Origin of the sequence: Arenicella sp. 4NH20-0111, from assembly GCF_040366405.1 — a bacterium.
In the GTDB taxonomy this organism is placed as follows: Bacteria; Pseudomonadota; Gammaproteobacteria; order Arenicellales; family Arenicellaceae; genus Arenicella.
In genome coordinates this window covers 295,139-318,895 of sequence record NZ_BAABWF010000004.1, presented here as the reverse complement: position 1 = coordinate 318,895, position 23,757 = coordinate 295,139, and the positions used below count along the sequence as shown (strand labels likewise).

Here is a 23,757-nt window from a genome sequence, read left to right as displayed (position 1 = left end):
GATTCTAAGAGTCTAAGATGAGACTAGCGTGAAGTTTCACCAGTTATTTTTGGCATAACAAAAAGAGAAATTAGAGAAACGATCAGCATCAATAAACCGCATAAGTAGAACAGTTCTTGCTTACCATAGTCTGTCCAAAGGTACCCACTTAGAAAACTGCCTATGGCACCGCCTAGCCCGAACGTAAGGCTACTGTACAACGCCTGCCCTCTAACTTGGTAAGCTCCGACAAAGAATCGATCTATCAGCTGAATCATCACGATATGATAAAGGCCAAAAGTAATTGCGTGCATGGCCTGCGTGACAAACACAACGATAGGAAGGTATGGAAATGAAGCTAACAAGGTCCAACGTACCATCGAAACGATGAATGTTAACGTCAAGAGAGAGGATAATCGAAATTTCTCGAGTAGACGAAAAGCTATGATAAATACGCCAATCTCAAATACTACCCCAGTAGTCCATAGCAACCCTATCTGAGAATTAGAGTACCCATACTCTAATAAATATAGGCTCAAAAAGGTTTGTAAAGGAGCATGGCTCACTTGCATAAGAATGCAAAAAAACATCAACACAAGTACTCGGAGATCAATAATAGCCAACAAACTAACCGGCTCATTGTCACTCAATTCCGAAGAACGGCTTGGACCATTCATCAACATGCTTGACAAAAACAACGCGCCTAAGGCGATGGCACCAGCGGGCAATATCGAGGATGGCCCGGTAAAATCCATTAAGACACCGACCCCAAAAACGGTAACGATAAATCCAACCGAACCCCACAAACGTACTCGACCATAGTCTCTTTTGTCATTAAGATGGTTCAATGTTGCCGCCTCTAGCTGAGGTAAAGAAGCATTCCAGAAGACACAATAGCCGAACATCACACCGGCAACTGGCCAGAACCCGTTAACAGAGTACATTAGCAGGTAGATTGCGAAAGTCATCAATGTTGCAACCTTCAGCAATACCAGAACATTGCCATTACGAATAGAAATTCGGTCAGCTAACGTCGCCCAAATGTTAGGCGCGACCATTTTTGTAAACAAAAATATGGCCATTAACTGACCAATATCCTTGGCAGAGAACCCCTTATGATCTAAATACAGACTCCAATACGGCATAATAATACCGATTGTCGCGAAGTAAAAAAAATAGAAGTTTGAGAAGTACCAAGTACGCATACTCGGAACCTTCAACACCAAAGCGGGTTTATATTCATACTCGCCAAGTCAACAACATAGCGTTCTCAATACAAACCTGAATTTAGCTATCTGCACTAAACTAGCTATCGGCACTAGTAGTCATAATCATCAGCTTCCATATCGAGCTGAATTAAATTGTCGCGATAGTAGCGAAGCTCTTCTATTGACTCCTTAATGTCTTCTAATGCCTGATGAGTAGCTCTTTTATCAAAACCATTAAGGATACTAGGAGACCATTGCCGGGCTACTTCCTTAAACGAGCTCACATCGATATTTCTATAATGCAGCCATTTGCTTAACTCAGGCATGTATTTGTAAAGGAAACGGCGATCTTGACAGATACTATTTCCGCACAAAGGTGCTCTGTTTTTTAAGGTATGACGTTGTATAAAATCCAACGTTTCGATTTCCGCTTGCCGCTCTGTCACACGTGAAGTCTTGACTTTTGTAACGAGCCCAGTACGGTTATGAGTTCGAGTATTCCACTCATCCATACCGTCCAATAATTCGTTTGGCTGATTTATTACTATCACGGGCCCCTCGGCGATAACACGCAGGTCGCCATCGGTGATAATGGTGGCCATTTCGATGATCCGGTCTTTTTCGGGCTCTAACCCTGTCATTTCGAGGTCCATCCAGACCCAGGCATTGTGATGTGGTGGCACTAGCCAGCTCCTAACTATGTAAAATAGTGGTATAGTTTTGATAAATATTAGGAGCCGAAGGATACTATGAACGAGAGTCTCGATAAACTGCTACACGCTCAGTGCCGTGCAATTAAACAAAATGAAAGCCCTCTGAATCTAACTGAAATTGAAGACCTACGAGAATTAACACCTCACTGGCAGTATTGTGCGAATGAAAATGTGTTATGCCAAACCTTCCGCTTCGAGAGCTATAGAGCAACCATAGACTTCGTTAACCTTGCTGCAGCTGTGGCTGATGCTCAAGATCATCATCCGGAAATGGAGGTTGGTTACAATCGCTGCAAAATCAACTATTCAACACACAGCGTGAACGGAATCACACTGAATGACTTTATCTGTGCCGCGAAGATAGACGAAAAGCTTTCCTAGAGTTTTCGGAGCTTCAACGTCGTTCAGGTAGACTTCGAATGCAATGAGCAACAACAGACAAATGCCAGCACCACCAATGTACTTGTCGCCACTGCCGCTCCATTATAGTCCGCCGAATTTTGATTATTGAAGCGCATTCCGTTCCCTTTTTAAATGCACAGGCACAAAGATTGAATCATCTCTTTCTAAAGACAACAAGCTTTGGCAGGGTCTTTTATTTTCACTTACGCTTAAGAACCTCTTAAGTACGCCCCACACTCCGCTGCCTAACGATCTCATATAAACAGACTCCCGTCGCAACAGAAACATTTAGGCTTGAAACGATTGAACCCGCCATAGGTAAGCTTACTAGAGAGTCACACTTTTTTTCAGTGAGTCTTCTCATTCCCTTACCCTCAGCTCCCATCACCAACGCCATAGGGCCGCTGAGATTTGCAGCAAAGATAGAGTTCGTTGCCTTATCAGACGTGCCGATTACCCAAACACCCTGCTGCCGAAGAGAATCTAAAGACCTCGAGAGATTGGTCACACGAAATATCGGCATTGTTTCTGCGGCACCACTGGCTACTTTTTGCACAACCGGCGTCATTGGACTGGCATTGTCCTTGGCGACAATCACACCGTGTGCACCGGCCGCGTCTGCTGTTCTTAAGCAGGCCCCGAAATTATGCGGGTCTTGAACTTGATCTAGCACCAAAAATAGGAGTTCCTTGTGACAAGGAAAATTATCAACGAACGACGCTAAATCTCGTTCGGAGCCGTCTTGCTTCGGAGTTACCTCTAAGGCAATGCTTTGATGCTGGTCAGTACCTGTCCGCTTAGCCAACTGCTTTTTATCCAAAGAGTGAACCACTATTCCTAGGGATTTAGCTCTTCCAATTAACTCATTCAATACTGAATTGTTTGGATTAAGTACGACCCACAACGCTATCGAACGCTGGGGGCTATACTCCAATACCGCGTTGACGGCATGATGCCCAGTAACCCACGTAGTTTGTTTTGACATAATGTAAAAATCGCTGCTATTTACGATGACGTTTTGATTTTCCAGCACCCAAATTATCCTTGCTTCCATGAGCATAAGAACGCTTAGATTTGGATGAAAACTTACTTTTATTCGACGAGCGCTTCTGCTTGCTAAACTTTTCGTTTTTGACTTCGGTTAGTGAAAAATCAATACGACCTTGCTCCATATCAACTCGCGAAACCTGAACTTCCAGTTTATCTCCCGTCCTATAAACCTTCCCACTGTGTTCGCCAATGAGTTGCCGCCTCTCGCTATCGTATTGATAGTAGTCTTGCCCGAGTGAGGTTATATGAACCAACCCATCTACGTAGAACTCTTCGAGTTCAACAAACAACCCAAATTCGGTAACACTACTAACCAATCCGACCAGACGCTCACCTATTTTGTGACTCATGAATTCACACTTTAACCACTGTATCGCCTCACGAGTGGCGGATTCCGCCCGGCGTTCGGCCATGGATGTCTGCTCAGCCGCTCGCACCATCGAATCAAGTTTTTCGTCAGTATCTATTAACTGCGGATCCGACAATAGACGACGAATTTGCCGATGCACCAATAAATCAGGGTAGCGTCGAATGGGCGACGTAAAGTGAGTATAGGAATCAAAGTCCAATGCAAAATGCCCAGTATTTTCAACATCATAGCGAGCTTGCTTCATGCTTCTTAACAGTGATGTCTGAACGATTTTTGCAGTAAGAGGATCAGATATATCCGAGATAACCTCAGCAAAATCCTTTGGCGTTGGCTGTTTCCCACCCTTGAGTAATAATTTGAATTGACGCAAGAATTTACGTGTATCTTCAATTCGGTCTTCATCGGGCTCATCATGAACACGGTACACGCCAACGGCGCCGGAGTCGTCCAACATCAGAGACGCGCAAATATTGGCAGCCAACATACATTCTTCAATCAACCGATGTGCATTATTACGAACTCTGGCTTCGACTCGTTGAATCTTGCGATCTTCATCAAAAATGATTACCGGTTCAGGAATCTCAAATTCAATTGCCCCAGTCAATCTTCGACGACTCCCGAGTAGCGTTGAAACATAACTTAGATCTTCGATCACCGGGTGCAGCGCTTCACTAATACCGCATTGAGATTTCTCGCCTTCCAACAATTGAGCGACTTGCGTATACGTTAACCTAGCATGAGAGAACATCACGGCTTGATAGAAATCATATGAATCAATTTCCCCTTCCGCGTCTATGATCATGTCACACACAAAACACAGTCTATTTACCTCAGGATTGAGTGAACACAATCCGTTAGAAAGCACCTCAGGTAACATGGGTATCACATTGTTTGGAAAGTAAACAGAGGTACCACGCTGCCATGCCTCAAGATCAAGCGGACTACCTTCAGTGACATAGCTGGAAACGTCGGCTATTGCCACAACCAATCGACTTGAACCGTCTTCGTTCCTTTCACAATACACCGCATCGTCAAAGTCTCGAGCATCTTCGCCGTCGATGGTGACAAGAGGCAATGATCTAATGTCTTTACGATTCGAAAACTCGTCTTCACTGACCTCAGTACTAAAACTTTTTATTTGACGCTCTACATTAGAAGGCCACAGATGAGGCAGTTGGTGCTTACGAATAGCAATCTCTATCTCCATTCCTGGCGACAAATAGTCACCAAGAACTTCTACAACTTCCCCTATTGGTTGAAAGTGCTTGGTCGGAGGCTTAGTAATCTTTACTGAAACAACTTGACCTGGCTCAGCGCCCTTTGTGTGCTCTTGCAATACAAAAATGTCTTGCCCAATACGTTGATCGTCTGGCACCACAAAATGCAGATTACTTTCGGTAAAGTATCTTCCAACTATCGTTTGATTACCACGGCTGACTACGTCAGTGATCAATCCGAACAATTTTCCTCGACGATCTCTGCCGGTAATCCTAACGTTGACCACATCGTTATGCAGAACTTCTCGCATTTCGTGTGAACGCAAAAACACTTTTTCTCTGGTTTGATCAGTGAGCACATAGCCATGACCATCTACATGCCCAACCACTCGTCCTTGGTGCTCAATGATTGCATGCTTCATTGCCCATCTATGCTTACTGAGCTGACTTACTTTCCCTTCATCTCTTAACTGCTCTAAGATGGCAAATGTTTCTTGCCGTCCTTCTTTTCCGACTCTCCCCAGCGTTTCAGCAATCGCTTTTGTGTTAGCAGGTTCAGTGCGGTTAGTTAGATACTTGAGCACTATTTCTGTGCTCAAGTTTTTATGTTTTCTATTTTTATTTTTTAATTTCTTTTTATTCAAATTCCATTCTTTTCCTAAACCTTAGATCACATTCACCGTTTTTGTATAAACGGCCTACTGTGCGTAAAGGTCTTTAAGTACGATTGTTTCTGACCTATCTGGTCCCGTAGAAACAATATCAATTGGCACCTCTACCAACTCGGCGAGGCGCGCTATATAATTCTGCGCGGCTTGGGGTAAGTCATCAATTGACTGACAACCCACCGTATTCTCTGTCCAACCAGGCACTGTTTCGTATACAGGCTCACATGCCTCAAGCGCGTCCGCGCCCACTGGGGCAACCTTCAACAGATCTCCTTTGTAACGGTAACCATTACAAATTTTTAGCTCTTTTAAACCATCAAGGACATCTAATTTTGTTAAACACAGTGACGTCAAGCCGTTTACCTGTCGCGAACGGCGCATCAAAACGGCATCAAACCATCCACAACGCCGCGATCTACCCGTTGTCGCTCCAAACTCATGACCTTTTGTTCCCAGATGGTTGCCTACTTCACACCCTAACTCCGTAGGAAATGGGCCTGCGCCAACACGAGTAGTATAAGCTTTTACAATACCTAGTACCTCGTCAAAAGAATTGGGTCCCACTCCACTGCCTGCTGCAGCAGACCCTGCGGATGTATTGGAAGAGGTAACAAAAGGATACGTACCGTGATCAATATCTAGCATCATACCTTGAGCCCCTTCAAACATCATAGGCCTTCCTTCTCTTGAATAATCATCCAACAACTGCGTCACATCAACAGTCAGGGGTGCTAACCGTTCTTTGAAGCCTAACATTTGATCAAGCGTTTCTTTAAAATCCAGTTCTTCAACTCCGTAATAATGTTTCAATGAAAAATTATGAAACTCCATCACTTCAGCTAACTTGCTGGAGAAATCGTTATCATCAATAAGGTCACCAAGACGAATACCACGCCGCGCTACCTTGTCTTCGTAGGCAGGCCCAATACCTCGACCTGTTGTTCCTATCGCCTTTTTACCCCTCTTAATCTCTCTTGCTTGATCCAGCGCAACGTGATGAGGCAAAATTAATGGGCAGGCCTCAGATATTCCAAGCCTTTTCGAAACGGGCACGCCATTCTTTTCCAGTTCATCGACTTCTTTAAACAGCGCATCGGGGGCCAATACTACGCCATTGCCTATCAAGCAATGCACTCCTTCTCTAAGTATTCCAGACGGAATCAAATGCAATACAGTCTTCTTACCATCAATAACTAAAGTGTGACCCGCGTTATGGCCGCCTTGAAACCGAACAACGATTTCAGCGGTTTCGGTCAGTAAGTCGACTATCTTTCCCTTACCTTCATCGCCCCACTGTGTACCGACTACAATTACTTTTCTACTCATTTTGATTCTTTTCTTTAATCTATTAACACGAAACAGCTCCTAAACTTCAGAGCTCGACTGCACTAAGCTAATTTAACTAACGTTTTAAGGTCTGCACTAAAACCGGTGGCTGGTCTGGAACGCCCAAAATGGGCCCCTATATGGTCGTAACGACCACCTTTCGCAACTGTTCTGCCGCGACCAGGGATATAGGCTGAGTGCTTAATACCCGTGTAATACCGATACCCTGCAACGTCAGCTAGATCTAGATGAACGCTAACTTTAGGGTAAGCACTTTTAATATACCCAACAACCTCATCTAATTCAGATATCGCATTAGAGATGGCAGGCAACTTAGGTAATTCGGCTTCCGCTTTTAACAGTATGGTTGCATCACCCTGTAATTTAATTAACGTTATAAACGCATCAAGCAAAGACTGACCAAGTTGACGGTTCAAATCGTTTAAGTCGGGTGTGGATTTTCTTAGAAGAACATCTCTGAGACGCATTTCCTCGGCTTCTGATATTTTAGAATCCTTGACCAAGGCACGATAAATATCAACGTGCGCAAGACTGATCGTAACGTCGTTAATATTAGCCAAAGCAAGCGTTTCTAACATAGCACTGATGACTTCCTTATCAGCACTTGTATCAGACACTCCGAATATCTCAACGCCACATTGCAATACTTCGCGCTGGCCACCCATTTCCGCAGGTTGCGCGCGTAATACCGTACTGGTGTAACACAGCCGATTAACGTCGTTATTGGAAAGGTAGTGGGAATCTATCCTGGCCACTTGAGGGGTGATATCAGCTCGAATTCCTAGCATTCGATTGCTTTGCTGATCCATAAACTTATAAGTTTGAGTATCTAGCTCTTTACCAGTCCCGGTTAACAGTGCGTCAACGAACTCCATCACTGGAGGCATGACAAGGGAAAACTCTTTTGCTGTAAAATCATCGACAATCTTGCGACGTAACATTTCCAGCTTGAGAGCCTCGGTAGGCAGTATTTCCTCAACACCTTCTGGGAGCAACCAGTTAGCGTTATTGACCATGGCTTATCGCCTTCTTATCGAGAGTCTGGTTAATTACGAGCGGATTATACTGATAAGTGAAGAGGTAATACAGTAGCAAGTTCGGGAAAAAACATAAAACGTCCCATCAAGATTGCTTCTTGATGGGACGCTTAAAGACAAATCTAAAGAGACTCTATTTAACTTGGCTGTTAAAGTGCTTGAAGAAATCAGAATTCGGATCTAGCACAATAAGATCACCCGACGAATTAAACGTTTCTCGATAGGCATTCAAGCTACGATAAAAATCGTAAAATTCAACATCTTGCCCAAAGGAATCAGCGAAAACCTTAGTAGCTAATGCATCAGCCTCACCTCTTATCAACTGGGCTTTCTTTTCAGCTTCGGCAATAAGTTCCACTTCAGTTCTTTGAGCACTGGCTTCGATAGCAATCGCTTTTTCTTCACCTTGCGCTCGACTTTCATTTGCGATTCGCTTTCTTTCAGATCGCATTCGGCTGTAAACATTTGATTGTATTTGATCAGCCAAATCAACACGTTTAAGCCTTACGTCGACAACTTCAACACCAATTTCTATCGCTTCTAAATCGAGCGCTTTTTGGACAACACTCATGATTTCGCTGCGATCACCAGCAACCACTTTCTCTGTAGTTCTTTTGGCGATCTGTTCTTTAAGACTATTATTGATCTTCTGTTCTAATCGATTTTCAGCATTTTCCTCGGTTCTAACTGCTTTATAGAATTTTTGTAAGTCCTTGATTTTCCATTTAACAAAACTATCAACGAGAATTTCTTCTTTATTGACTGTCAAAAAGCTCTCAGGATTACTATCCAATGACTGAATACGTGTATCGTATATTTTGAAGGTATTCATTAACGGAATTCGGTAGTTCAAGCCAGGCTGTATCTCCTGACCTTGGAACTGCCCAAACCGAAAGAGCAAACCACGCTCCCAATTCTTTACCGTAAATAAACTGCTGGCGATAACCGCTAAGCCGAGCAATACAATTCCTATAACTAAACTTTGTATATTTGATCGCATTATCGACCTCCTCTGCGAACCGACCCAGTCGAAATTTCATCAACTTCCGTGAGACTGCTCTGACGAGTGGCATCACTAGGCAAAATATTATCAGTAATGGAACGACGTTTTCCTGCATTACTAGAAGATTTCTGATCTATGATCTTATCTAACGGCAAATACGTTAGCGTATTTCCATTACCGGAACTTTGATCGATCATCACCTTACTACTGTCAGCAAGCACGTCTTCCATCGTTTCGATGTATAACCTTTTTTTCGTAATATCTGGGGCCTTCTTATATTCGGTCAATATTCGATTAAAACGTTCTGCTTCACCCTCGGCTTCAGCAACTACCTTAGCTTTATACGCTTCAGCTTCCTGCAAAATACGTTCCGCCCTACCCCGTGCTTTAGGAACAACTTGGTTAGCGTAGGCTTCGGCTTTATTTATGAGCGTAATTTGATCCTGATCAGCTTTAACTACGTCTGCGAACGCATCACTTACCTGCGTTGGTGGCTTAACATCTTGGATTTCAATAGATTGTATTTGAATACCGGACAGATAACGGTCGAGCACAATTTGCAACAATTCTTTTGTATCTCTATCTACTACGGGGCGATCGGTTGTCATTAGCGCGTCCATTTCGGTTCGGCCAACGACCTCTCGCAACGCACTCTCTGTCGCACTCCGAACAACCTGCTCTACAATCTGACTGCCAATTCGCGCATCGCCCTCAAAATTACCGACATTGAACAGCAAGTCCTCTAAGGACTTGATCGTGTATTGGACGGCCATGGTCACGTCAACCACATTTTGATCTCGCGTGAGCATTAAAGCTTCATCTGGTCTCGATGTATTTGCTCTGTACCCAACTTCAACGGTACGAACAGCCTGCGTATCAAAAACGACCTTTTGATCAATCGGCCAAACCATAAAGTTTAAGCCAGCCTCTTGGTGAGTTTCACTCAACTTCCCAAAGCGGAGCTCTATGCTTTGATGTCCCTCGTCTATTTGATAAAACGATTGAAATAGCCAATAAATAAATACAAATGCAATGAACATGAACAGCGGCAAAACTGTGCCGCCAGCACCTGAACCACCGGAGCCTCCGCCGCCAAATCGCTTTCGTAGATTCGTTACAATCTCGTCAATATCAGGGCTTTGCCCACCACTGTTTCGGTTACCGTTTCGATTACCATTTCCCCAAGGATCTTTGTTGCCATTGTTCCCTGAGCCCGGTTCATTCCAAGGCATTATTTATTCTCCGCAAAAGCGTGTTTGTTTAAGTCTGTATTCTAACAAAAGTAATACTGATTCACGTGATTACAAGCGTTTGATGTCATTAATATTAGGTTGTTTTTTCAACCACCCCATATCGGCTGGAGACAAATCACATTCAAGGTGAAATCCTCCCATGTCATCAACACTCTCTGTCTTTACTACATTTTTCTGGTACAACACAGCTCGTAGCTTACCATTATTCGCGGGTAACACTATCTCACATCGAATATGAAGCTTACCCAAATGCTCGGCAATCGCGCCGAGCAGAAGGTCTACACCCTCTCCCGTTTTAGCCGAGCACCAAACTCTCTCTATTTCACCGTCGCTATTTCGCACCACTTTTGGAGGCGAACCAGTAATATCAATCTTATTGTAAACCATTATTGACGGTATATCAGAAGCCTCAATCTCCTTTAATACCTTGTCTACTTCTGAGATGCATTCTTCTCGATAACTACTAGAGACATCCACTGTATGCAACAACAAGTGCGCATTAGCGACTTCTTCCAAAGTAGAATGAAATGCTTGAACGAGTGAATGAGGTAGATCCCTAATAAACCCAACAGTATCTGAAAGAATTGAAGCGCCAAAGTTTTCTAATTCAACTCGACGCATGGTCGTGTCGAGCGTAGCGAAAAGTTGATCTTCCGCATACACTTTAGCGTCAGTAATTCTATTGAACAAGGAGGATTTTCCGGCATTCGTATAACCCACCAACGAAACTGTAGGCACTGGCACTTTGGCGCGAGATTTTCTGCGCAATTGGCGTTGTGAAGACACCGTATCGAGACGTTTATTCAACGACTTTATGCGATGACCAATTAGCCGCCTATCAGTCTCGAGCTGCGTTTCACCAGGCCCTCTAAGGCCTATCCCACCTTTTTGTCTTTCGAGGTGAGTCCACCCTCGAACGAGGCGTGTGGCAATGTGTTGCAGTTGAGCCAGCTCGACTTGTAACTTTCCCTCGTGGCTGGTTGCTCTTTGCGCAAAAATATCAAGAATCAGTCCAGTTCTATCGAGCACCCTCACTTTTAGAGCCCGTTCTAGGTTTCGTTCTTGTATAGGAGAAACCGAATGATTAAGTATGACCAAATCGATATCGTCAGATTCAATTTGACTGCGAATCTCATCAACCTTACCTTTTCCAACAAATGTCGCGGGGTCAGGACGACGACGAAACGCCGTTAATGTGGTAACAACAACGGCCCCTGCTGACTGGGCTAGCAACTGAATTTCCTCTAGGATTTCCGTATCCTCATGAGAAGTGTCTCGTTGATAAATTATTAGAGCATTCGGCTCAGCTTTGCTCTTTGATATTTCAAACAAATTTAATGGAGCTCGTACTCTCTTTATAACGGATGATGGATGATGTCTTTGGGGTGACTTATTACTATCGCGGAGCTAAGCGAGAGAGGCTAGAGCCGCTTATGCGAAAACCTAACCTAATCGATAACAGACTAACCTGAGACATACTCAATCTGTTCGAGACAGAGTATGGGTAACCCAAAGTTGGCCCAGCCGAAAGCGCTTAATCTGCGTTTTCGAAATCTATCTTGACGGCCTTGGCCGGTACCACCGTTGAAACAGCGTGCTTATAAATCATCTGATTTACAGTGTTTCTCAAAACAATCACAAATTGATCAAATGATTCAACTTGTCCCTGGAGCTTAATACCGTTGACCAAGTAAATAGAAACCGGAATTCTGTCCTTTCTCAATGCGTTAAGGAAAGGGTCTTGTAGCGCTGTTCCTTTGTTCTGTGCCATTTTTATTTTTCTCTTTCTACAATTTTAGTTGGCGATAAGCCAAATATTACTTTTACAACCACTTGGTATCTAAACCCAAATACTTTCATCAACGTGTACTTTGCCACCTGAAGCTCGCTAAGCTACAGATTTCAACAGTTTTGCGTAAAGTTAAAACAAATCACCAGAATGACCAGAGGCAACTAAACGCACTAAAATAAACCCCCTGATGTGGAGCTTGATTATAATCTACCTAGACTGAACTTTTGTGAGTTTAGTCGATTTTATTTAAAATTTCTTTGTATTTGCTCTATAAGTGACTGAAAATTAGCAGTTTTCATTCCCACATCCATCCACCACAAAACATTCGACTGATTCCTCAACCAAGTCAATTGCCTTTTAGCGAGCTGACGAGTAGCTGCGACGCCTTTTTGCCGCATATCGTTATAACTAAGGTCACCTTTTAAATACTCAAGCATTTGGCGATATCCTATCATTCGCATTGCTGCGGAACTAGGGTCAACACCTGACGATAATAGACCGGCAACTTCGGCCTCGAGCCCTCGCTCCAACATCACATCAAAACGCATTTCAACACGACGATGCAGCACCGACCTCTCAGTAAACGCCAACGCTACCTTTATCATTGGATTGGGTATAGGCGGCTTGCGCAGCTTATTGTGCTCTGCAACCGGCTTTCCGCTACTGATAACAATTTCTAGCGCACGTTGAATACGCTGCGCGTCATTGGGGTCAATGCGCGCCGAACTGACAGGGTCGAGTTCAACTAGCTTTTGATGCTGCGCGGGCCATCCAGTATCTGCGGCAGCTTGCGATATTGAATCACGCAATGCTTGATCAGCTTTAGGAAGATCACTTAACCCTCTTTCAAGCGAACTGAAATAGAACATAGTGCCACCAGCAAGCACAGGAATATTTCCACGATCTGTTATCTCCCGAATTTCTCGTGTGCAATCCGCGTAAAAATCCGCTACTGAGTACGTGTCGTTTGGGTCTCTGACATCCACCAATGCGTGGGGATACTTGCGTAAAAAATCAGCGTCAGGTTTAGCCGTGCCAATATCCATACCACGATAAACTAAAGATGAATCAACGCTAACGATCTCAGACGGGAATGCGTCAGTGCACTGTGCGGCAGCGTCAGTTTTACCAGTAGCCGTCGGACCCATTAAGCAAACTATCGGCAATTGTTCAGCCGTCAATCCGTTTAAATCATTGACCACGCTTAAACCACCCATCTAATTGCCCAAGCGTCATTTGTATCCAGGTTGGGCGCCCATGGTTGCACTGCCCACTACGCTCAGTCGCTTCCATGTCTCTGAGCAAAGCATTCATCTCTGAGATAGACAATAATCGGTTAGCTCTGACTGAGCCATGGCAAGCCATAGAAGACAATATTTCGTGTATGGTGTCTTCGATTCTAGTGCTGTGCTCATGCGCCACTAGGTCCGAAAGAACATCTCTAACGAGCTGCGAAACATCAGCGTGCGCTAACATATCAGGCACACTCCGTATCACTAAAATAGTTTTATCCATTTGCTCGATTTCTAAGCCGAGCTCGCTAAACAAATCTTTCTTGCCTAACCAAGCTGTAATTTCTGACTCACTGACGTTAATCGTGACCGGCACCAGAAGCGGCTGTAAGACTACATCTGACCCTAGACGAGCTTCCTTTAATCGTTCGTACGTTATCCGCTCATGCGCCGCGTGCATATCGACTAGAACCAAACCCTCTTTGTTTTCCGCGAGAATATAGATGCCTTTCAATTGTGCTAACGCGTACCCTAACGGGGGAACATCTTGATTTACCGGGGCTTGCTCATTAGGCGATTGAGAGTAGTCAGCAGTTTGCTCTCGAAAGACAGAAGTAGCGCCTTCTCCTGAAGGTCGAAAAACCGAGTCCGCGATGGCACGGTATCCGGATACTTGTTCTCTGATCTGATTTTGTGTCAGACTCCCTACTCCTGAAACACGGCGATCACCTTCCACCAAACCAGTGTGATAAGAAAGCGTATTCTGTTGAGTAATTTGTTCGCTATGACCCGTCATCGTGGAAAAAACCGGCTGAGGGCTAGCCGCACCGTTCTCTGCATCCACCGACAAGCTTCCAGACTCACCAGCTGAAGCACCTACCTGCCTCTGCAATGCTCTAAAAACAAAACCATGAACGTTGCGACTATCTCTAAAACGAACCTCATGCTTGGTTGGATGCACATTCACGTCCACTCCAGCAGGATCCATTTCGAGATACAAAACATACACAGGGTGACGCCCATGGAACAGTACGTCTTGATACCCCAACCTAACTGCATGAATAATAGTTTTATCCCGAATAAGCCGACCGTTCAAAAAGAAATATTGCATGTCGGCTTGACTTCGCGAAAAACTAGGCAAACCAGCCCAGCCTGAAATTCGCATATCTTCGCGCTGATCTTCAAAATAGATACTGTTTTGAGGAACATTATCGCCACACACCATCTTCACTCTTCGAGGATCATCCGAGTCGACTCGAGGCAAGTGCAAAACGGTTCTCCCGTTGTGCGAAAGTTTAAACGCAACGTCAAACCGAGAAAGAGACATTCGCCTAACAATCTGATCTAAATGTTTAAATTCAGTATTGTCCGTCTTTAAAAACTTACGCCGCGCGGGCGTGTTGTAGAATAAATCACGAGTCTCTATCGTGGTGCCAACGGGGCGGGCAACCGGCACAGGGTCGCTGGTCACGTTATTACCATCGCTTGACACCATCCACCCTTGATCGGCGGATCGTTCCTTGCTCTTGATTGTCATCCGAGTTACCGACGCTATACTTGGCAACGCCTCACCTCTAAAACCTAGCGTCGCTATCTGCTCCAAATCCGTAAGGTTTTCAATTTTGCTTGTGGCATGCCTCGAAAGCGCCATAGCTAGGTCATGCTTTAGTATTCCATGACCGTTATCCGATATTTTTAAGCGCTTTACACCTGCGTTTTCAATTTCAATCTCAATATTAGTAGCCCCAGCATCTAGGGAGTTTTCGATCAATTCCTTAAGCATTGACGCAGGACGCTCAATGATCTCACCGGCCGCTATTTGGTTGACTAGTCGCGCGTCTAGCGCGTGAATTCGGTGTTGTAAAGTCTCAGCCGACATTCGTGATATATCTCAATGTTAGTAACTGGTTAACCCTAATTGGGTATCGTTAAAACTTGCCCAAGTCGAACGGTGTTGGTCTTGAGGCTATTTGCTTTGCGTATTTTAGCTACCTTTGAATTGTAAAGCTCGGCGATTTCAGACAAGGTATCTCCCCTGCGAACCTTGTGGGTTATCAACTTCACCGGCACGCGCTTTGATACACCAGGAATGAGCAGTTTCTGCCCTTTTCCGAGTGTATCTCCTGTGAGGCCATTGACGTTTTTAATTGCTCTAATGGTAACGTTATATCTCGACGAAATTTTCGATAGCGACTCTCCATTTTTAACAACATGAACATGTGGTTCTATTGAAGCAGATAAACTCTCGCCTGATTGTTTTTTAGCCGACGGCCCCGCTTTGCTTGGCACTTTAAGCTTTACCCCCAACATGGCCGTATTGTGAGAGATTCTATTTAATCGCTTTAACTCTCGAAGGCTTACACCATACTGTGCCGCTATGGTAGATAGGGTATCTCCTCGTTTTACCTTATGGCGTGAATAACGTTCTCCAGCTGGCACAGTTGACCTTTGAGGGGACGGAACGCTCTCAATAGCAGGTGAGTCGTAACGCTGATTACTTGCATAGGGTGTCTGCTCAAAATAACCTTCTACAGCCAAATAAATTGCATTTGCTATTCGAGCCTGATGTTTACGAGAGCGCAATTTACGTTCTTCATTAGGGTTAGTTATAAAACCTGTTTCTACCAAAATTGAAGGTACATCAGGAGATCTTAATACAGAAAAATTAGCTTGCTCCACTCGCTTGCTATGAAGCCGTCCATGCTTAGCAAGTTCCGATAACACCCTGCCACCAAGATTGACACTTTCGCTGATCGTGTTAGTCATCGAAAGGTCGACCAACACTTTGGCCAAAACATCATCCTTATCAGCCAGACTCACTCCCCCTATCAAATCAGACGCATTTTCCTTCTCAGCCAAGGTTGCAGCCATGGCGCTGGTCGCCCCTCGTTGAGAGAGAGCGAACACCGACATTCCATTCGCGCTTTTCTTACCAAAAGCGTCGGCGTGTATCGAAATAAACACATCAGCACCCAAGGTACGCGCTTTCTTACGTCGATCCTTTAGTTTTATATAGTAGTCACCAGTTCGCACCATAACCGCCTTCAAACGAGGGTTTTCATTAACCCGGCTAAACAATTTTTTCGCAATCGCGAGGGTTAGCTTTTTCTCGTAAGATCCGCGATGACCAATGGCACCAGGATCATCTCCTCCGTGTCCCGCATCAATTGCGACAACGAATTTACGATTTGAGGCCTTTTCTTTCCTCGTTACATCGCCTGAGACTTCAACAGACCTTGGATCCAGATTAGTTTTGCGCTCACGATCGGTCACCGGCGAATCAGCGATGTTGGACTGTGACTGAGGCATTTCGATCTTAGCGCTACCAAGATCTACGACAAGACGATGCCCATATAGCTCATTAGGAGTTAATACGAAGCTCGTGACCTTTAGCTCCTGCTTTAAGTCAAATACGACTCGGAGCGTATTCCCTGAAGGTGAACCAGACCTGATAGAACTTATATGCTTGTTAGCGCCATCTATGACAGGTATTCCACCCGTCAATACGGTATCCGCAAGATCCACAACCAATCGACTTGGATTTTCCAGCTTAAAGGTTTTATAAGCAACGTTTTCGGATACGTCAAATACGACGCGAGTACTTTCTGGTGAATGCCAGACACGTAAATTCCGGACTTCCTGAACCCCAAGAACCTCAAAAGAAGAAAGTGCAAGTAGCAATAAAGCCCAGACAGATAATAGATAGGCCAATGGTCTATGCGCCTGCATTTTTCGTTTTGATCGGTATTCGGTATTGCTAGCTAGTTTATGGCCTTGCACGGATCTTTGGCGCTAAAAGATAATTTTTATAGTACGGTAATTACAACAGCTTTTAGTAAAAAGCGCGAGCAATATGACATCCTTTAAATATTTAATTTTGATAAAAAAAAGCTGAGAGCCTAACTAGGCATCTCAGCAAAAGGAGTCATGCTGACCTTCACAAGGTCAGCTCAAAGAGGGTAAGTCTTTGACGTATCGCTTAGCTGCTAACCATTTCAACTCCGCGACATCAACAATATACCGCTTTTAAATTAGCAAAATGTCAATTAACGTCACATTTGTATGATAATTAAGAATATTTGAGAGAGCCCAATGCTTAACGAATAAAAGTTGGTAATTCACCAAAAACCCAACTATTAAATGGTCGATTCAGAGGGGTGCCCTTCACTAAAGAAGGCTTTCGGCAGCTCTGTAAGCCAATTAGGAACCGTTTAAGCCGCATTCAATATTTTACTGACTTTAGTAAAACTGAAAAACCGAGCTGGCCATAAGGGGATGAAGATTGGCCAGCTCGGCTCTGGGTCAAAAAGAGGTTTCAAACTAGAAACACTCTCAATCAAAAGAGGATAAGTCTTTTGACGTTGTCGAAAGCAACCATTCACCTTCAACAACTTGCTGGAGTGTACGTAGATTGGTTTTAGAATACAGCGCTCATACCTATTTATGCTAGACGTCCGGTGACTCGCTACATTTTCAGAACAATGTTTCGTTGCCCCTCAGATACTTCGCCAATAATTTTCAAATAAACGTCAACGTTAGCTGACGGCAGATGGCCTTGACCTTTTTCCGGCCACTCAACGATAAATAGAGAATCCGTATTCCACAAATCACCAAGAGCTAAGTATTCAAGTTCATCGGCCTCCTCCAACCTATAAAGATCCATATGATAGATTATTCCGTTCTTTACGGGGTACTCTTGGATTAAATTGTAGGTAGGGCTGGTTACATCAGACGCAACGCCTAATCCCTTGAGAATTGCCTTGGTTAACGTTGTCTTGCCAGAGCCCATTTGCCCATGAAGATACAAACACCCAGGGAAAGATAATCTAGATGCTATCTCCCTGCCCACCAATTCGGTTTCTTGGATAGATTTAGCTAAAAACTCATTTTTCATAATCGGCCACAAGACTAAGATACGTTATCATTCGAATTATGACAGGAACGCCAGAACGATCACAATCTAAACTCACTGAACTGGACCTACGCTCTCTTGCCATCGAAATCAAACGATGGGCAAAAGAGTTAGGCTTTGATGATGTGGGTATCACAGATACAGACCTGAAAACCCACGAAGCTCGACTGAACAATTGGATAGCCCAAGGAATGCATGGTGAAATGGACTACATGCACAAACATGGAACCAAACGAACCCGACCAGAAGAACTGGTGGAGGGGACCAAAAGAGTCATCTCCGTTCGCATGGACTACGCGCCAAGCGACATAAAACAGGCTGAAACTTACCTTTCGAAACCTAAAATTGGCTATGTATCTCGCTACGCACTAGGCAGAGACTACCATAAGGTTTTGCGCAACCGGCTTAAACACTTAGCAAAAAAAATCAATGATCGCATAGGTGAATTTGGGTACAGAGTATTCACTGACAGCGCCCCAGTCATGGAAAAGGCTCTGGCCGAAAAGGCTGGGCTCGGCTGGATTGGTAAGCACTCAAATCTATTGCATTCGAAAACTGGATCGTGGTTTTTCTTGGGCGAGTTGTACGTGGATCTGGCTTTGCCTATCGATAAAGCAGCCACCAACCATTGTGGAACTTGCACCAGCTGCATTGCCAGCTGCCCAACTCAAGCGATCGTTGGCCCTTATCAAGTTGACGCTCGGCGCTGCATATCCTATCTGACCATCGAACTAAAAGGGTCAATACCTGTGGAATTCAGGCCCATGATTGGCAACAGAATCTATGGATGTGATGATTGCCAAATTGTATGCCCCTGGAACAAATTTGCGCAGACAACAAAAGAGAAAGACTTCACACCGAGAGACAACCTAACGGATCGTGAGTTAGTAGAGTTATTTAATTGGACTGAAAATGAGTTTCTAAAGTCAACTGAGGGGAGCGCAATCAGACGCATTGGCTATCAAGCTTGGATACGGAACATCGCCGTCGCGCTGGGAAACATTGCGCCCTCCATAGAGATAATCGCGGCTCTAAAGAACAAAGCCGTCGAGCTAAACCTAAGCCCCATGGCGCTCGAGCACATAAATTGGGCACTGGAACGCCATGAAAATCCCCGTTGACCTAGTAAACTAAGCCAACTCTTCTTTCAATTTAAACTTCAAAACCTTTCCTGCTGGATTTCGTGGAAGCTCATCCACGATATGAAGTCGAAGTGGAAGCTTGTATTTAGCTAGTTGGTTCTCAGCGAATGAGCGCAACTCATCCAACGTCAGATCTTGGCCTTCGTGCAACGCAACAACCGCAGTAACGGCTTCACCCCATTTTTCGTCCTCCAAACCAATCACAGCAACTTCGGCTATTTTTTCGTGTTTGAATAGGACACTTTCCACTTCAGCTGGATAGACGTTCTCCCCACCTGATATCACCATGTCCTTCAACCTATCACAAATGTAGAGAAACCCATCATCATCAAGATACCCCACGTCACCAGAATGAAACCAACCCTCATCGTCAATAGCGCTTGCCGTTGCCTCAGGCCGATTCCAGTAGCCTTTCATGACATTCGCGCCCATTATGCAAATTTCACCACGCTCATTAGCCGCAACTGGCTTATTATCGTCATTAACCACTCTAACGTAAGTATGCATGGGTGCCTGCCCAGCAGACCCTAGTTTGGAAATGCTCCATTCTGGTGTCAAAAAAGTTCCAAAAGGAGATGTTTCAGTCAATCCGTACCCTTGGCAAAACGGCACACCACGTTCAGCGTAAGTTGTCAGCAACGACTCAGGTGGCGGCGCAGCGCCACAAATAAAGGTGGATACACTTTCGAAGTTGGTTTTCTCAAAATTTGGGTGCTGCATCATAAACTGAAACATGGCTGGCGCGCCGAACATATGTGTCACGCTCTTTTCGCTAATGGCATTCAAAACCGCTTCGGGGTCAAAAGCGCGCATCAAAACTAGCTTTGAACCGATGGAAAAATTTTGCAGCGACAGCACATTTAAACCACCTATGTGAAAAAGTGGTGCAACCGTCAAAAGTACATCATCTCTCGATCCGCCGAACGCTAATTGCGAGTTGATGTTGTTCCACATTATATTTCCATGTGAAAGCATAGCCCCTTTGGGAAGACCGGTCGTACCGGAGGTATACATGATTAGACAGATATCATCTTCACTCACGGTTACCATCTCATCGATGACTACAGCGTCATTAATGCACTCATCAAAATTAACCCAACTTTCTGCAGACTGAGACACCGATAAAAAGTTTCTACAACATAAAGAGTCTCTAGCACCTTCGACTACGGGCTGGAGCATTTCATCAACCACTAAAGTATGAATGCCTGCGTCGTTAATTATAAATCCCAATTCTTCTGCCGTTAGCCTGAAGTTTAGTGGAACGAAGATTGCTCCAATCGTATTAGCCGCAAATATTGTTTCCAAAAATGACGGTTGATTGAGTCCCAAAAATCCAACACGATCCCCCCGACACACCCCCTTTTCTTTTAAAACCGTCGCCGCCTTTCTCACACGCTCGCTGAATTCGCCATAGGTCCAAACACGACCTTCAAACTCCAAAGCATCTCTTTCTGGGTTGAGTTCTGCACGGCGCAATAATGTATGCGCTAAGTTATATTCTGGTTTAACAGAAGCCATTAACATCTCCTCCTCGGATTTCTGTTTACAATTAATTATTTTTAGTGATTTTGCTTGAAGGCAACAGTTCCAATAAAGCATGAACCGTAGCTTCCACACCAGTTTTTACTGCTGGTTCCGGCGTAATTTTAAAAAGTGGACTGTGGTGACTGGGTATTGGAGCACCACCCGCTTTAGCCGATTTAAAATCAGCTTCTGGTGTTCCACCAACACCAAAATACACACTTGGAATGTATGGCTCTGTCGTGAAAAACGGATAGTCTTCCGCACCCATCCCTTTGTTTGGTTTCTTACTAATGATTTCTTCGCCCATCTCTTTAATCCAAAGGGCTCGCAATCTTTGCGCTAACTCTGGGTTATTGTTAGTCGGAGGTACACTTTCATTAGAAACGATTACCTCAGGCAATTTATCATCAGGAAGACCCGCCACGCGCCCCATGTTCTCAGCAATACGTTTTATGCCATCAAGCAACACCTTACGCGTTGCTTTGCTGGTATTTCTTACGGTTAGCTGCAAAACTGCTCTGTCTGAAATGATGTTATGTTTCGTTCCCGAATGAAAAGAGCCAACCGTTACGACCCCAGGGTCTCGCGGCGGTAACTCTCTAGATACCAATGTTTGCAAGGCAAGGACAATTTGCGAACCAAGTACAATCGGATCTTTTCCAGCGTGCGGGCTGGCGCCATGAGCACCTACACCATGGATAATGATATCAACCGTATCAGCACCGGCATACGGACTTCCGTCTGTAACTGCTATTTTTCCCGCTTCCAAGCCAGAAGAAACATGAAATGCAAGCCCGAAATCCGGCGTTCCAAAACGCTCATACAAGCCATCATCCATCATGGCCTTCGCACCCAACACCCTCTCTTCAGCTGGCTGAACTATGAGCATTAACGTTCCAGACCATTCATCTTTCATGGCCTGCATACGCCTTGCGGTACCAACTAAACTCGTTATATGAACGTCATGACCACACGCGTGCATCACGAAAACATCATTACCAGTAATGGGATCTACTTGTTTTGCAGTTGAAGCGTATGGCAAACCCGATTTTTCTTCTACCGGCAATCCATCCATATCGGCACGCATACTGACCAAGGGACCATCTCCATTCTCTAATATAGCAACCACGCCCGTGCCACCTACATTTTCGGTAACATCAAAACCGGCATCCCGAAGCTCCTTAGCCATTCTGTCGGCCGTCTTATTCTCTACCGTACTCAACTCTGGGTTTTGATGAAAATGCTTAAATAAAGGCGCTAAGTGAACTTTGTAATCTGTATTTATTTGCTCAGTCAGTCCTGCATGCTCCCCACCATGTGCGAATATCGACCCTGACAACATTAGAGAGAAACCGACACTGGACAGTGTTACCAACCTACATTTTTTATTCACATCTATCTCCATTGTAATAAGTTAGACGCCACATACTGTTTGTGACACGCTCATAGCTTATATGAGCAGAAGGGATTGGTAAAACACGATTATTATTGTCGCCCTATTCATGAAATGAATAAATGCACAGAAACACACTCTTGCGGACAAAAAAAAACGAGTAGCTCACGCTACTCGCTTTTTTAAATCATGCTACCAGACCAATGTCCGGCAACCGGTTTAACCTACTCTGCCACAACAGTGACGGCAACCTTAAAGCTAACTTCTGAGTGAACAATCACATTAACTTCGTAATTGCCAATCATTTTAAGTGGACCGTCGGGCAACTGAACTTCAGCTTTTGCGATGTCCATTCCTTGGGCCGCAAATGCTTCGGCTATTTCAATTACACCAACTGAGCCAAACAACTTACCTTCATCACTAGCTAGGCCAGTGATTTCAACTGACTTTCCAGTTAGTTCTTTTGCTCTAGCTTGTGCCGCTTGAAGCTTATCAGCTGACGCTTTTTCAAGTTCAGCACGACGCTCTTCAAAGATCTTAATGTTTGCTTCAGTAGCGACTGTAGCAAGACCTTGAGGAACCAAATAGTTACGTGCGAAGCCTGGCTTAACATTTACCAGATCGCCCAAATTACCAAGATTCACAATCTTTTCTAATAGGATTACTTGCATGATGTTCTCCTATTTATGGCTGTCAGTGTATGGCAACAAAGAAAGATAACGAGCATTCTTAATCGCAGAAGCAAGCTGGCGTTGAAAACGAGCAGCAGTACCGGTGTTGCGACTAGGTATGATTTTACCTGACTCAGAAACAAAAGATTTCAAAGTAGCTAGATCTTTATAATCGATATGAGTTGCGCCTTCTGCCGTAAAACGACAAAAGCGACGACGCATTTGACGAAAACCGCCACGTCTTTTCTTAGGTGCATTACGTCTCATTACTCTGCCTCCTCTGTTGTGGTTTCTTCGGTTGCTTCTTCAGCTTCAGCGGCCGCTTTTTCAGCCTCTGCTTTAGCAGCGGCTGCCTTTTCGGCCTTTGCAGCTTCTTCTGCTGCTTTCGCTTCAGCTTCGGCGGCACGAGCAGCATCACGCTCTTCGTCACGCTGACGTTCTGCTTCGACTTCCTTCATCATTATTGATGGCTCGGTCTCAGCACCTTTCATCTTCAACACGAGGTTTCTGATGATTGCGTCATTAAAACGGAATAGATTTTCAATTTCATCCAGTGTTTCTTGGCTGATCTCTACATTCATCATAATGTAGTGAGCCTTGTGGATTTTGTTGATTGGGTAAGCTAACTGGCGGCGACCCCAGTCTTCATAGCGATGAACGGTTCCACCGCCCTGCTCAATAACGCCTTTATAGCGATCGGCCATTGCGCTGACCTGCTCGCTTTGATCTGGATGTACCAGATAAACAATTTCGTAATGTCTCATTTGAGCTCCTCACGGTTAAAAAGTTTCCCACACAAACAAAATGCTTACAAATTGCTTGGTAGTGAAACAAGGAGTATGAC

The 23,757-nt window shown here is 44.5% G+C and carries 21 protein-coding genes; 2 read left to right on the top strand and 19 right to left on the bottom strand.

Translation table 11 applies throughout. The annotated features are described in order from the left end of the window. Positions 1 to 23 precede the first annotated feature (23 nt). Positions 24 to 1,184, bottom strand: coding sequence for an MFS transporter (locus tag ABWW54_RS11270; protein WP_353412353.1), 1,161 nt, complete (start codon positions 1,182 to 1,184; stop codon positions 24 to 26). Positions 1,185 to 1,297: 113 nt separating this feature from the next. Continuing rightward, positions 1,298 to 1,870 carry an oligoribonuclease gene (orn, locus tag ABWW54_RS11265; protein ID WP_353412352.1) on the bottom strand — a complete coding sequence of 191 codons (573 nt, stop codon included), beginning with the start codon at positions 1,868 to 1,870 and terminating at the stop codon, positions 1,298 to 1,300. Positions 1,871 to 1,936: 66 nt separating this feature from the next. Here orn and ABWW54_RS11260 point away from each other — a divergent pair, with 66 nt between their 5' ends. After that, a complete protein-coding gene (locus ABWW54_RS11260; protein ID WP_353412351.1) occupies positions 1,937 to 2,281 on the top strand; it encodes a 4a-hydroxytetrahydrobiopterin dehydratase in 345 nt (114 codons plus the stop codon). A gap of 241 nt (positions 2,282 to 2,522) precedes the next feature. On the opposite strand, the gene rlmB is transcribed toward ABWW54_RS11260, so the two are convergent. From rlmB to tsaE, 12 genes are all read right to left on the bottom strand, one after another. Then, the gene (gene rlmB / locus ABWW54_RS11255) at positions 2,523 to 3,287 is read right to left on the bottom strand and encodes a 23S rRNA (guanosine(2251)-2'-O)-methyltransferase RlmB (protein WP_353412350.1); all 765 of its coding nucleotides are present in this window, start codon (positions 3,285 to 3,287) and stop codon (positions 2,523 to 2,525) included. A 16-nt stretch (positions 3,288 to 3,303) separates the two neighbouring features. Continuing rightward, positions 3,304 to 5,583 (bottom strand): ribonuclease R, encoded by a 2,280-nt coding sequence (rnr, locus tag ABWW54_RS11250; protein WP_353412349.1) that lies wholly within the window; start codon positions 5,581 to 5,583, stop codon positions 3,304 to 3,306. Positions 5,584 to 5,637: 54 nt separating this feature from the next. After that, positions 5,638 to 6,933 (bottom strand): adenylosuccinate synthase, encoded by a 1,296-nt coding sequence (locus ABWW54_RS11245; RefSeq protein WP_353412348.1) that lies wholly within the window; start codon positions 6,931 to 6,933, stop codon positions 5,638 to 5,640. Positions 6,934 to 6,995: 62 nt separating this feature from the next. After that, positions 6,996 to 7,970: an ATP phosphoribosyltransferase regulatory subunit gene (locus ABWW54_RS11240; RefSeq protein ID WP_353412347.1), complete on the bottom strand. Its 975-nt coding sequence runs from the start codon at positions 7,968 to 7,970 to the stop codon at positions 6,996 to 6,998. A gap of 154 nt (positions 7,971 to 8,124) precedes the next feature. Beyond that, positions 8,125 to 8,991 carry a protease modulator HflC gene (hflC, locus tag ABWW54_RS11235; RefSeq protein WP_353412346.1) on the bottom strand — a complete coding sequence of 289 codons (867 nt, stop codon included), beginning with the start codon at positions 8,989 to 8,991 and terminating at the stop codon, positions 8,125 to 8,127. Further along, positions 8,991 to 10,226, bottom strand: a complete 1,236-nt coding sequence (gene hflK, locus ABWW54_RS11230) for an FtsH protease activity modulator HflK (protein WP_353412345.1) — start codon at positions 10,224 to 10,226, stop codon at positions 8,991 to 8,993. The genes hflC and hflK overlap by 1 nt, the downstream gene beginning before the upstream one ends. 69 nt (positions 10,227 to 10,295) lie before the next feature. After that, positions 10,296 to 11,579, bottom strand: a complete 1,284-nt coding sequence (gene hflX / locus ABWW54_RS11225; protein WP_353412344.1) for a ribosome rescue GTPase HflX — start codon at positions 11,577 to 11,579, stop codon at positions 10,296 to 10,298. 202 nt (positions 11,580 to 11,781) lie between these two features. Then, complete coding sequence (hfq, locus tag ABWW54_RS11220; RefSeq protein WP_353412343.1) at positions 11,782 to 12,018, bottom strand: RNA chaperone Hfq; 237 nt, start codon at positions 12,016 to 12,018, stop codon at positions 11,782 to 11,784. A gap of 263 nt (positions 12,019 to 12,281) precedes the next feature. After that, entirely contained in the window at positions 12,282 to 13,256 is a 975-nt protein-coding gene (miaA, locus tag ABWW54_RS11215; protein ID WP_353412342.1) for a tRNA (adenosine(37)-N6)-dimethylallyltransferase MiaA, read from the bottom strand. After that, positions 13,231 to 15,150, bottom strand: coding sequence for a DNA mismatch repair endonuclease MutL (gene mutL / locus ABWW54_RS11210; RefSeq protein ID WP_353412341.1), 1,920 nt, complete (start codon positions 15,148 to 15,150; stop codon positions 13,231 to 13,233). The genes miaA and mutL overlap by 26 nt, the downstream gene beginning before the upstream one ends. Before the next feature lie 35 nt (positions 15,151 to 15,185). Next, positions 15,186 to 17,000, bottom strand: a complete 1,815-nt coding sequence (locus tag ABWW54_RS11205) for an N-acetylmuramoyl-L-alanine amidase (RefSeq protein WP_353412340.1) — start codon at positions 16,998 to 17,000, stop codon at positions 15,186 to 15,188. 736 nt (positions 17,001 to 17,736) lie between these two features. Continuing rightward, positions 17,737 to 18,165, bottom strand: coding sequence for a tRNA (adenosine(37)-N6)-threonylcarbamoyltransferase complex ATPase subunit type 1 TsaE (tsaE, locus tag ABWW54_RS11200; RefSeq protein ID WP_353412339.1), 429 nt, complete (start codon positions 18,163 to 18,165; stop codon positions 17,737 to 17,739). 38 nt (positions 18,166 to 18,203) lie between these two features. Between tsaE and queG the strand changes: the two genes are divergently transcribed. After that, the gene (gene queG, locus ABWW54_RS11195) at positions 18,204 to 19,304 is read left to right on the top strand and encodes a tRNA epoxyqueuosine(34) reductase QueG (protein WP_353412338.1); all 1,101 of its coding nucleotides are present in this window, start codon (positions 18,204 to 18,206) and stop codon (positions 19,302 to 19,304) included. 9 nt (positions 19,305 to 19,313) lie between these two features. On the opposite strand, the gene ABWW54_RS11190 is transcribed toward queG, so the two are convergent. The 5 genes from ABWW54_RS11190 to rpsF all read right to left on the bottom strand — a co-directional run bounded on the left by ABWW54_RS11190 (position 19,314) and on the right by rpsF (position 23,677). Then, positions 19,314 to 20,843 (bottom strand): acyl-CoA synthetase, encoded by a 1,530-nt coding sequence (locus tag ABWW54_RS11190; protein ID WP_353412337.1) that lies wholly within the window; start codon positions 20,841 to 20,843, stop codon positions 19,314 to 19,316. 31 nt (positions 20,844 to 20,874) lie between these two features. Then, a complete protein-coding gene (locus ABWW54_RS11185; protein WP_502907802.1) occupies positions 20,875 to 22,254 on the bottom strand; it encodes an amidohydrolase in 1,380 nt (459 codons plus the stop codon). A 212-nt stretch (positions 22,255 to 22,466) separates the two neighbouring features. After that, positions 22,467 to 22,913, bottom strand: coding sequence for a 50S ribosomal protein L9 (rplI, locus tag ABWW54_RS11180; protein ID WP_353412335.1), 447 nt, complete (start codon positions 22,911 to 22,913; stop codon positions 22,467 to 22,469). A gap of 9 nt (positions 22,914 to 22,922) precedes the next feature. Next, positions 22,923 to 23,135 carry a 30S ribosomal protein S18 gene (rpsR, locus tag ABWW54_RS11175; RefSeq protein WP_502907807.1) on the bottom strand — a complete coding sequence of 71 codons (213 nt, stop codon included), beginning with the start codon at positions 23,133 to 23,135 and terminating at the stop codon, positions 22,923 to 22,925. A gap of 44 nt (positions 23,136 to 23,179) precedes the next feature. Continuing rightward, positions 23,180 to 23,677, bottom strand: coding sequence for a 30S ribosomal protein S6 (gene rpsF / locus ABWW54_RS11170; protein ID WP_353412333.1), 498 nt, complete (start codon positions 23,675 to 23,677; stop codon positions 23,180 to 23,182). Positions 23,678 to 23,757: the final 80 nt, after the last annotated feature.

What these genes read in the sequence shown, in the direction of transcription:
- ABWW54_RS11270 (WP_353412353.1), bottom strand. Translation starts at nt 1,184, where the DNA reads ATGCGTACTTGGTACTTCTCAAACTTCTATTTTTTTTACTTCGCGACA.
- ABWW54_RS11240 (WP_353412347.1), bottom strand. Translation starts at nt 7,970, where the DNA reads ATGGTCAATAACGCTAACTGGTTGCTCCCAGAAGGTGTTGAGGAAATA.
- queG (WP_353412338.1), top strand. Translation starts at nt 18,204, where the DNA reads ATGACAGGAACGCCAGAACGATCACAATCTAAACTCACTGAACTGGAC.
- ABWW54_RS11205 (WP_353412340.1), bottom strand. Translation starts at nt 17,000, where the DNA reads ATGCAGGCGCATAGACCATTGGCCTATCTATTATCTGTCTGGGCTTTA.
- ABWW54_RS11260 (WP_353412351.1), top strand. Translation starts at nt 1,937, where the DNA reads ATGAACGAGAGTCTCGATAAACTGCTACACGCTCAGTGCCGTGCAATT.
- hflK (WP_353412345.1), bottom strand. Translation starts at nt 10,226, where the DNA reads ATGCCTTGGAATGAACCGGGCTCAGGGAACAATGGCAACAAAGATCCT.
- rpsF (WP_353412333.1), bottom strand. Translation starts at nt 23,677, where the DNA reads ATGAGACATTACGAAATTGTTTATCTGGTACATCCAGATCAAAGCGAG.
- mutL (WP_353412341.1), bottom strand. Translation starts at nt 15,150, where the DNA reads ATGTCGGCTGAGACTTTACAACACCGAATTCACGCGCTAGACGCGCGA.
- rlmB (WP_353412350.1), bottom strand. Translation starts at nt 3,287, where the DNA reads ATGTCAAAACAAACTACGTGGGTTACTGGGCATCATGCCGTCAACGCG.
- ABWW54_RS11245 (WP_353412348.1), bottom strand. Translation starts at nt 6,933, where the DNA reads ATGAGTAGAAAAGTAATTGTAGTCGGTACACAGTGGGGCGATGAAGGT.
- tsaE (WP_353412339.1), bottom strand. Translation starts at nt 18,165, where the DNA reads ATGAAAAATGAGTTTTTAGCTAAATCTATCCAAGAAACCGAATTGGTG.
- hfq (WP_353412343.1), bottom strand. Translation starts at nt 12,018, where the DNA reads ATGGCACAGAACAAAGGAACAGCGCTACAAGACCCTTTCCTTAACGCA.
- miaA (WP_353412342.1), bottom strand. Translation starts at nt 13,256, where the DNA reads ATGGGTGGTTTAAGCGTGGTCAATGATTTAAACGGATTGACGGCTGAA.
- rpsR (WP_502907807.1), bottom strand. Translation starts at nt 23,135, where the DNA reads ATGCGTCGTCGCTTTTGTCGTTTTACGGCAGAAGGCGCAACTCATATC.
- rplI (WP_353412335.1), bottom strand. Translation starts at nt 22,913, where the DNA reads ATGCAAGTAATCCTATTAGAAAAGATTGTGAATCTTGGTAATTTGGGC.
- ABWW54_RS11190 (WP_353412337.1), bottom strand. Translation starts at nt 20,843, where the DNA reads ATGGCTTCTGTTAAACCAGAATATAACTTAGCGCATACATTATTGCGC.
- ABWW54_RS11185 (WP_502907802.1), bottom strand. Translation starts at nt 22,254, where the DNA reads ATGGAGATAGATGTGAATAAAAAATGTAGGTTGGTAACACTGTCCAGT.
- hflC (WP_353412346.1), bottom strand. Translation starts at nt 8,991, where the DNA reads ATGCGATCAAATATACAAAGTTTAGTTATAGGAATTGTATTGCTCGGC.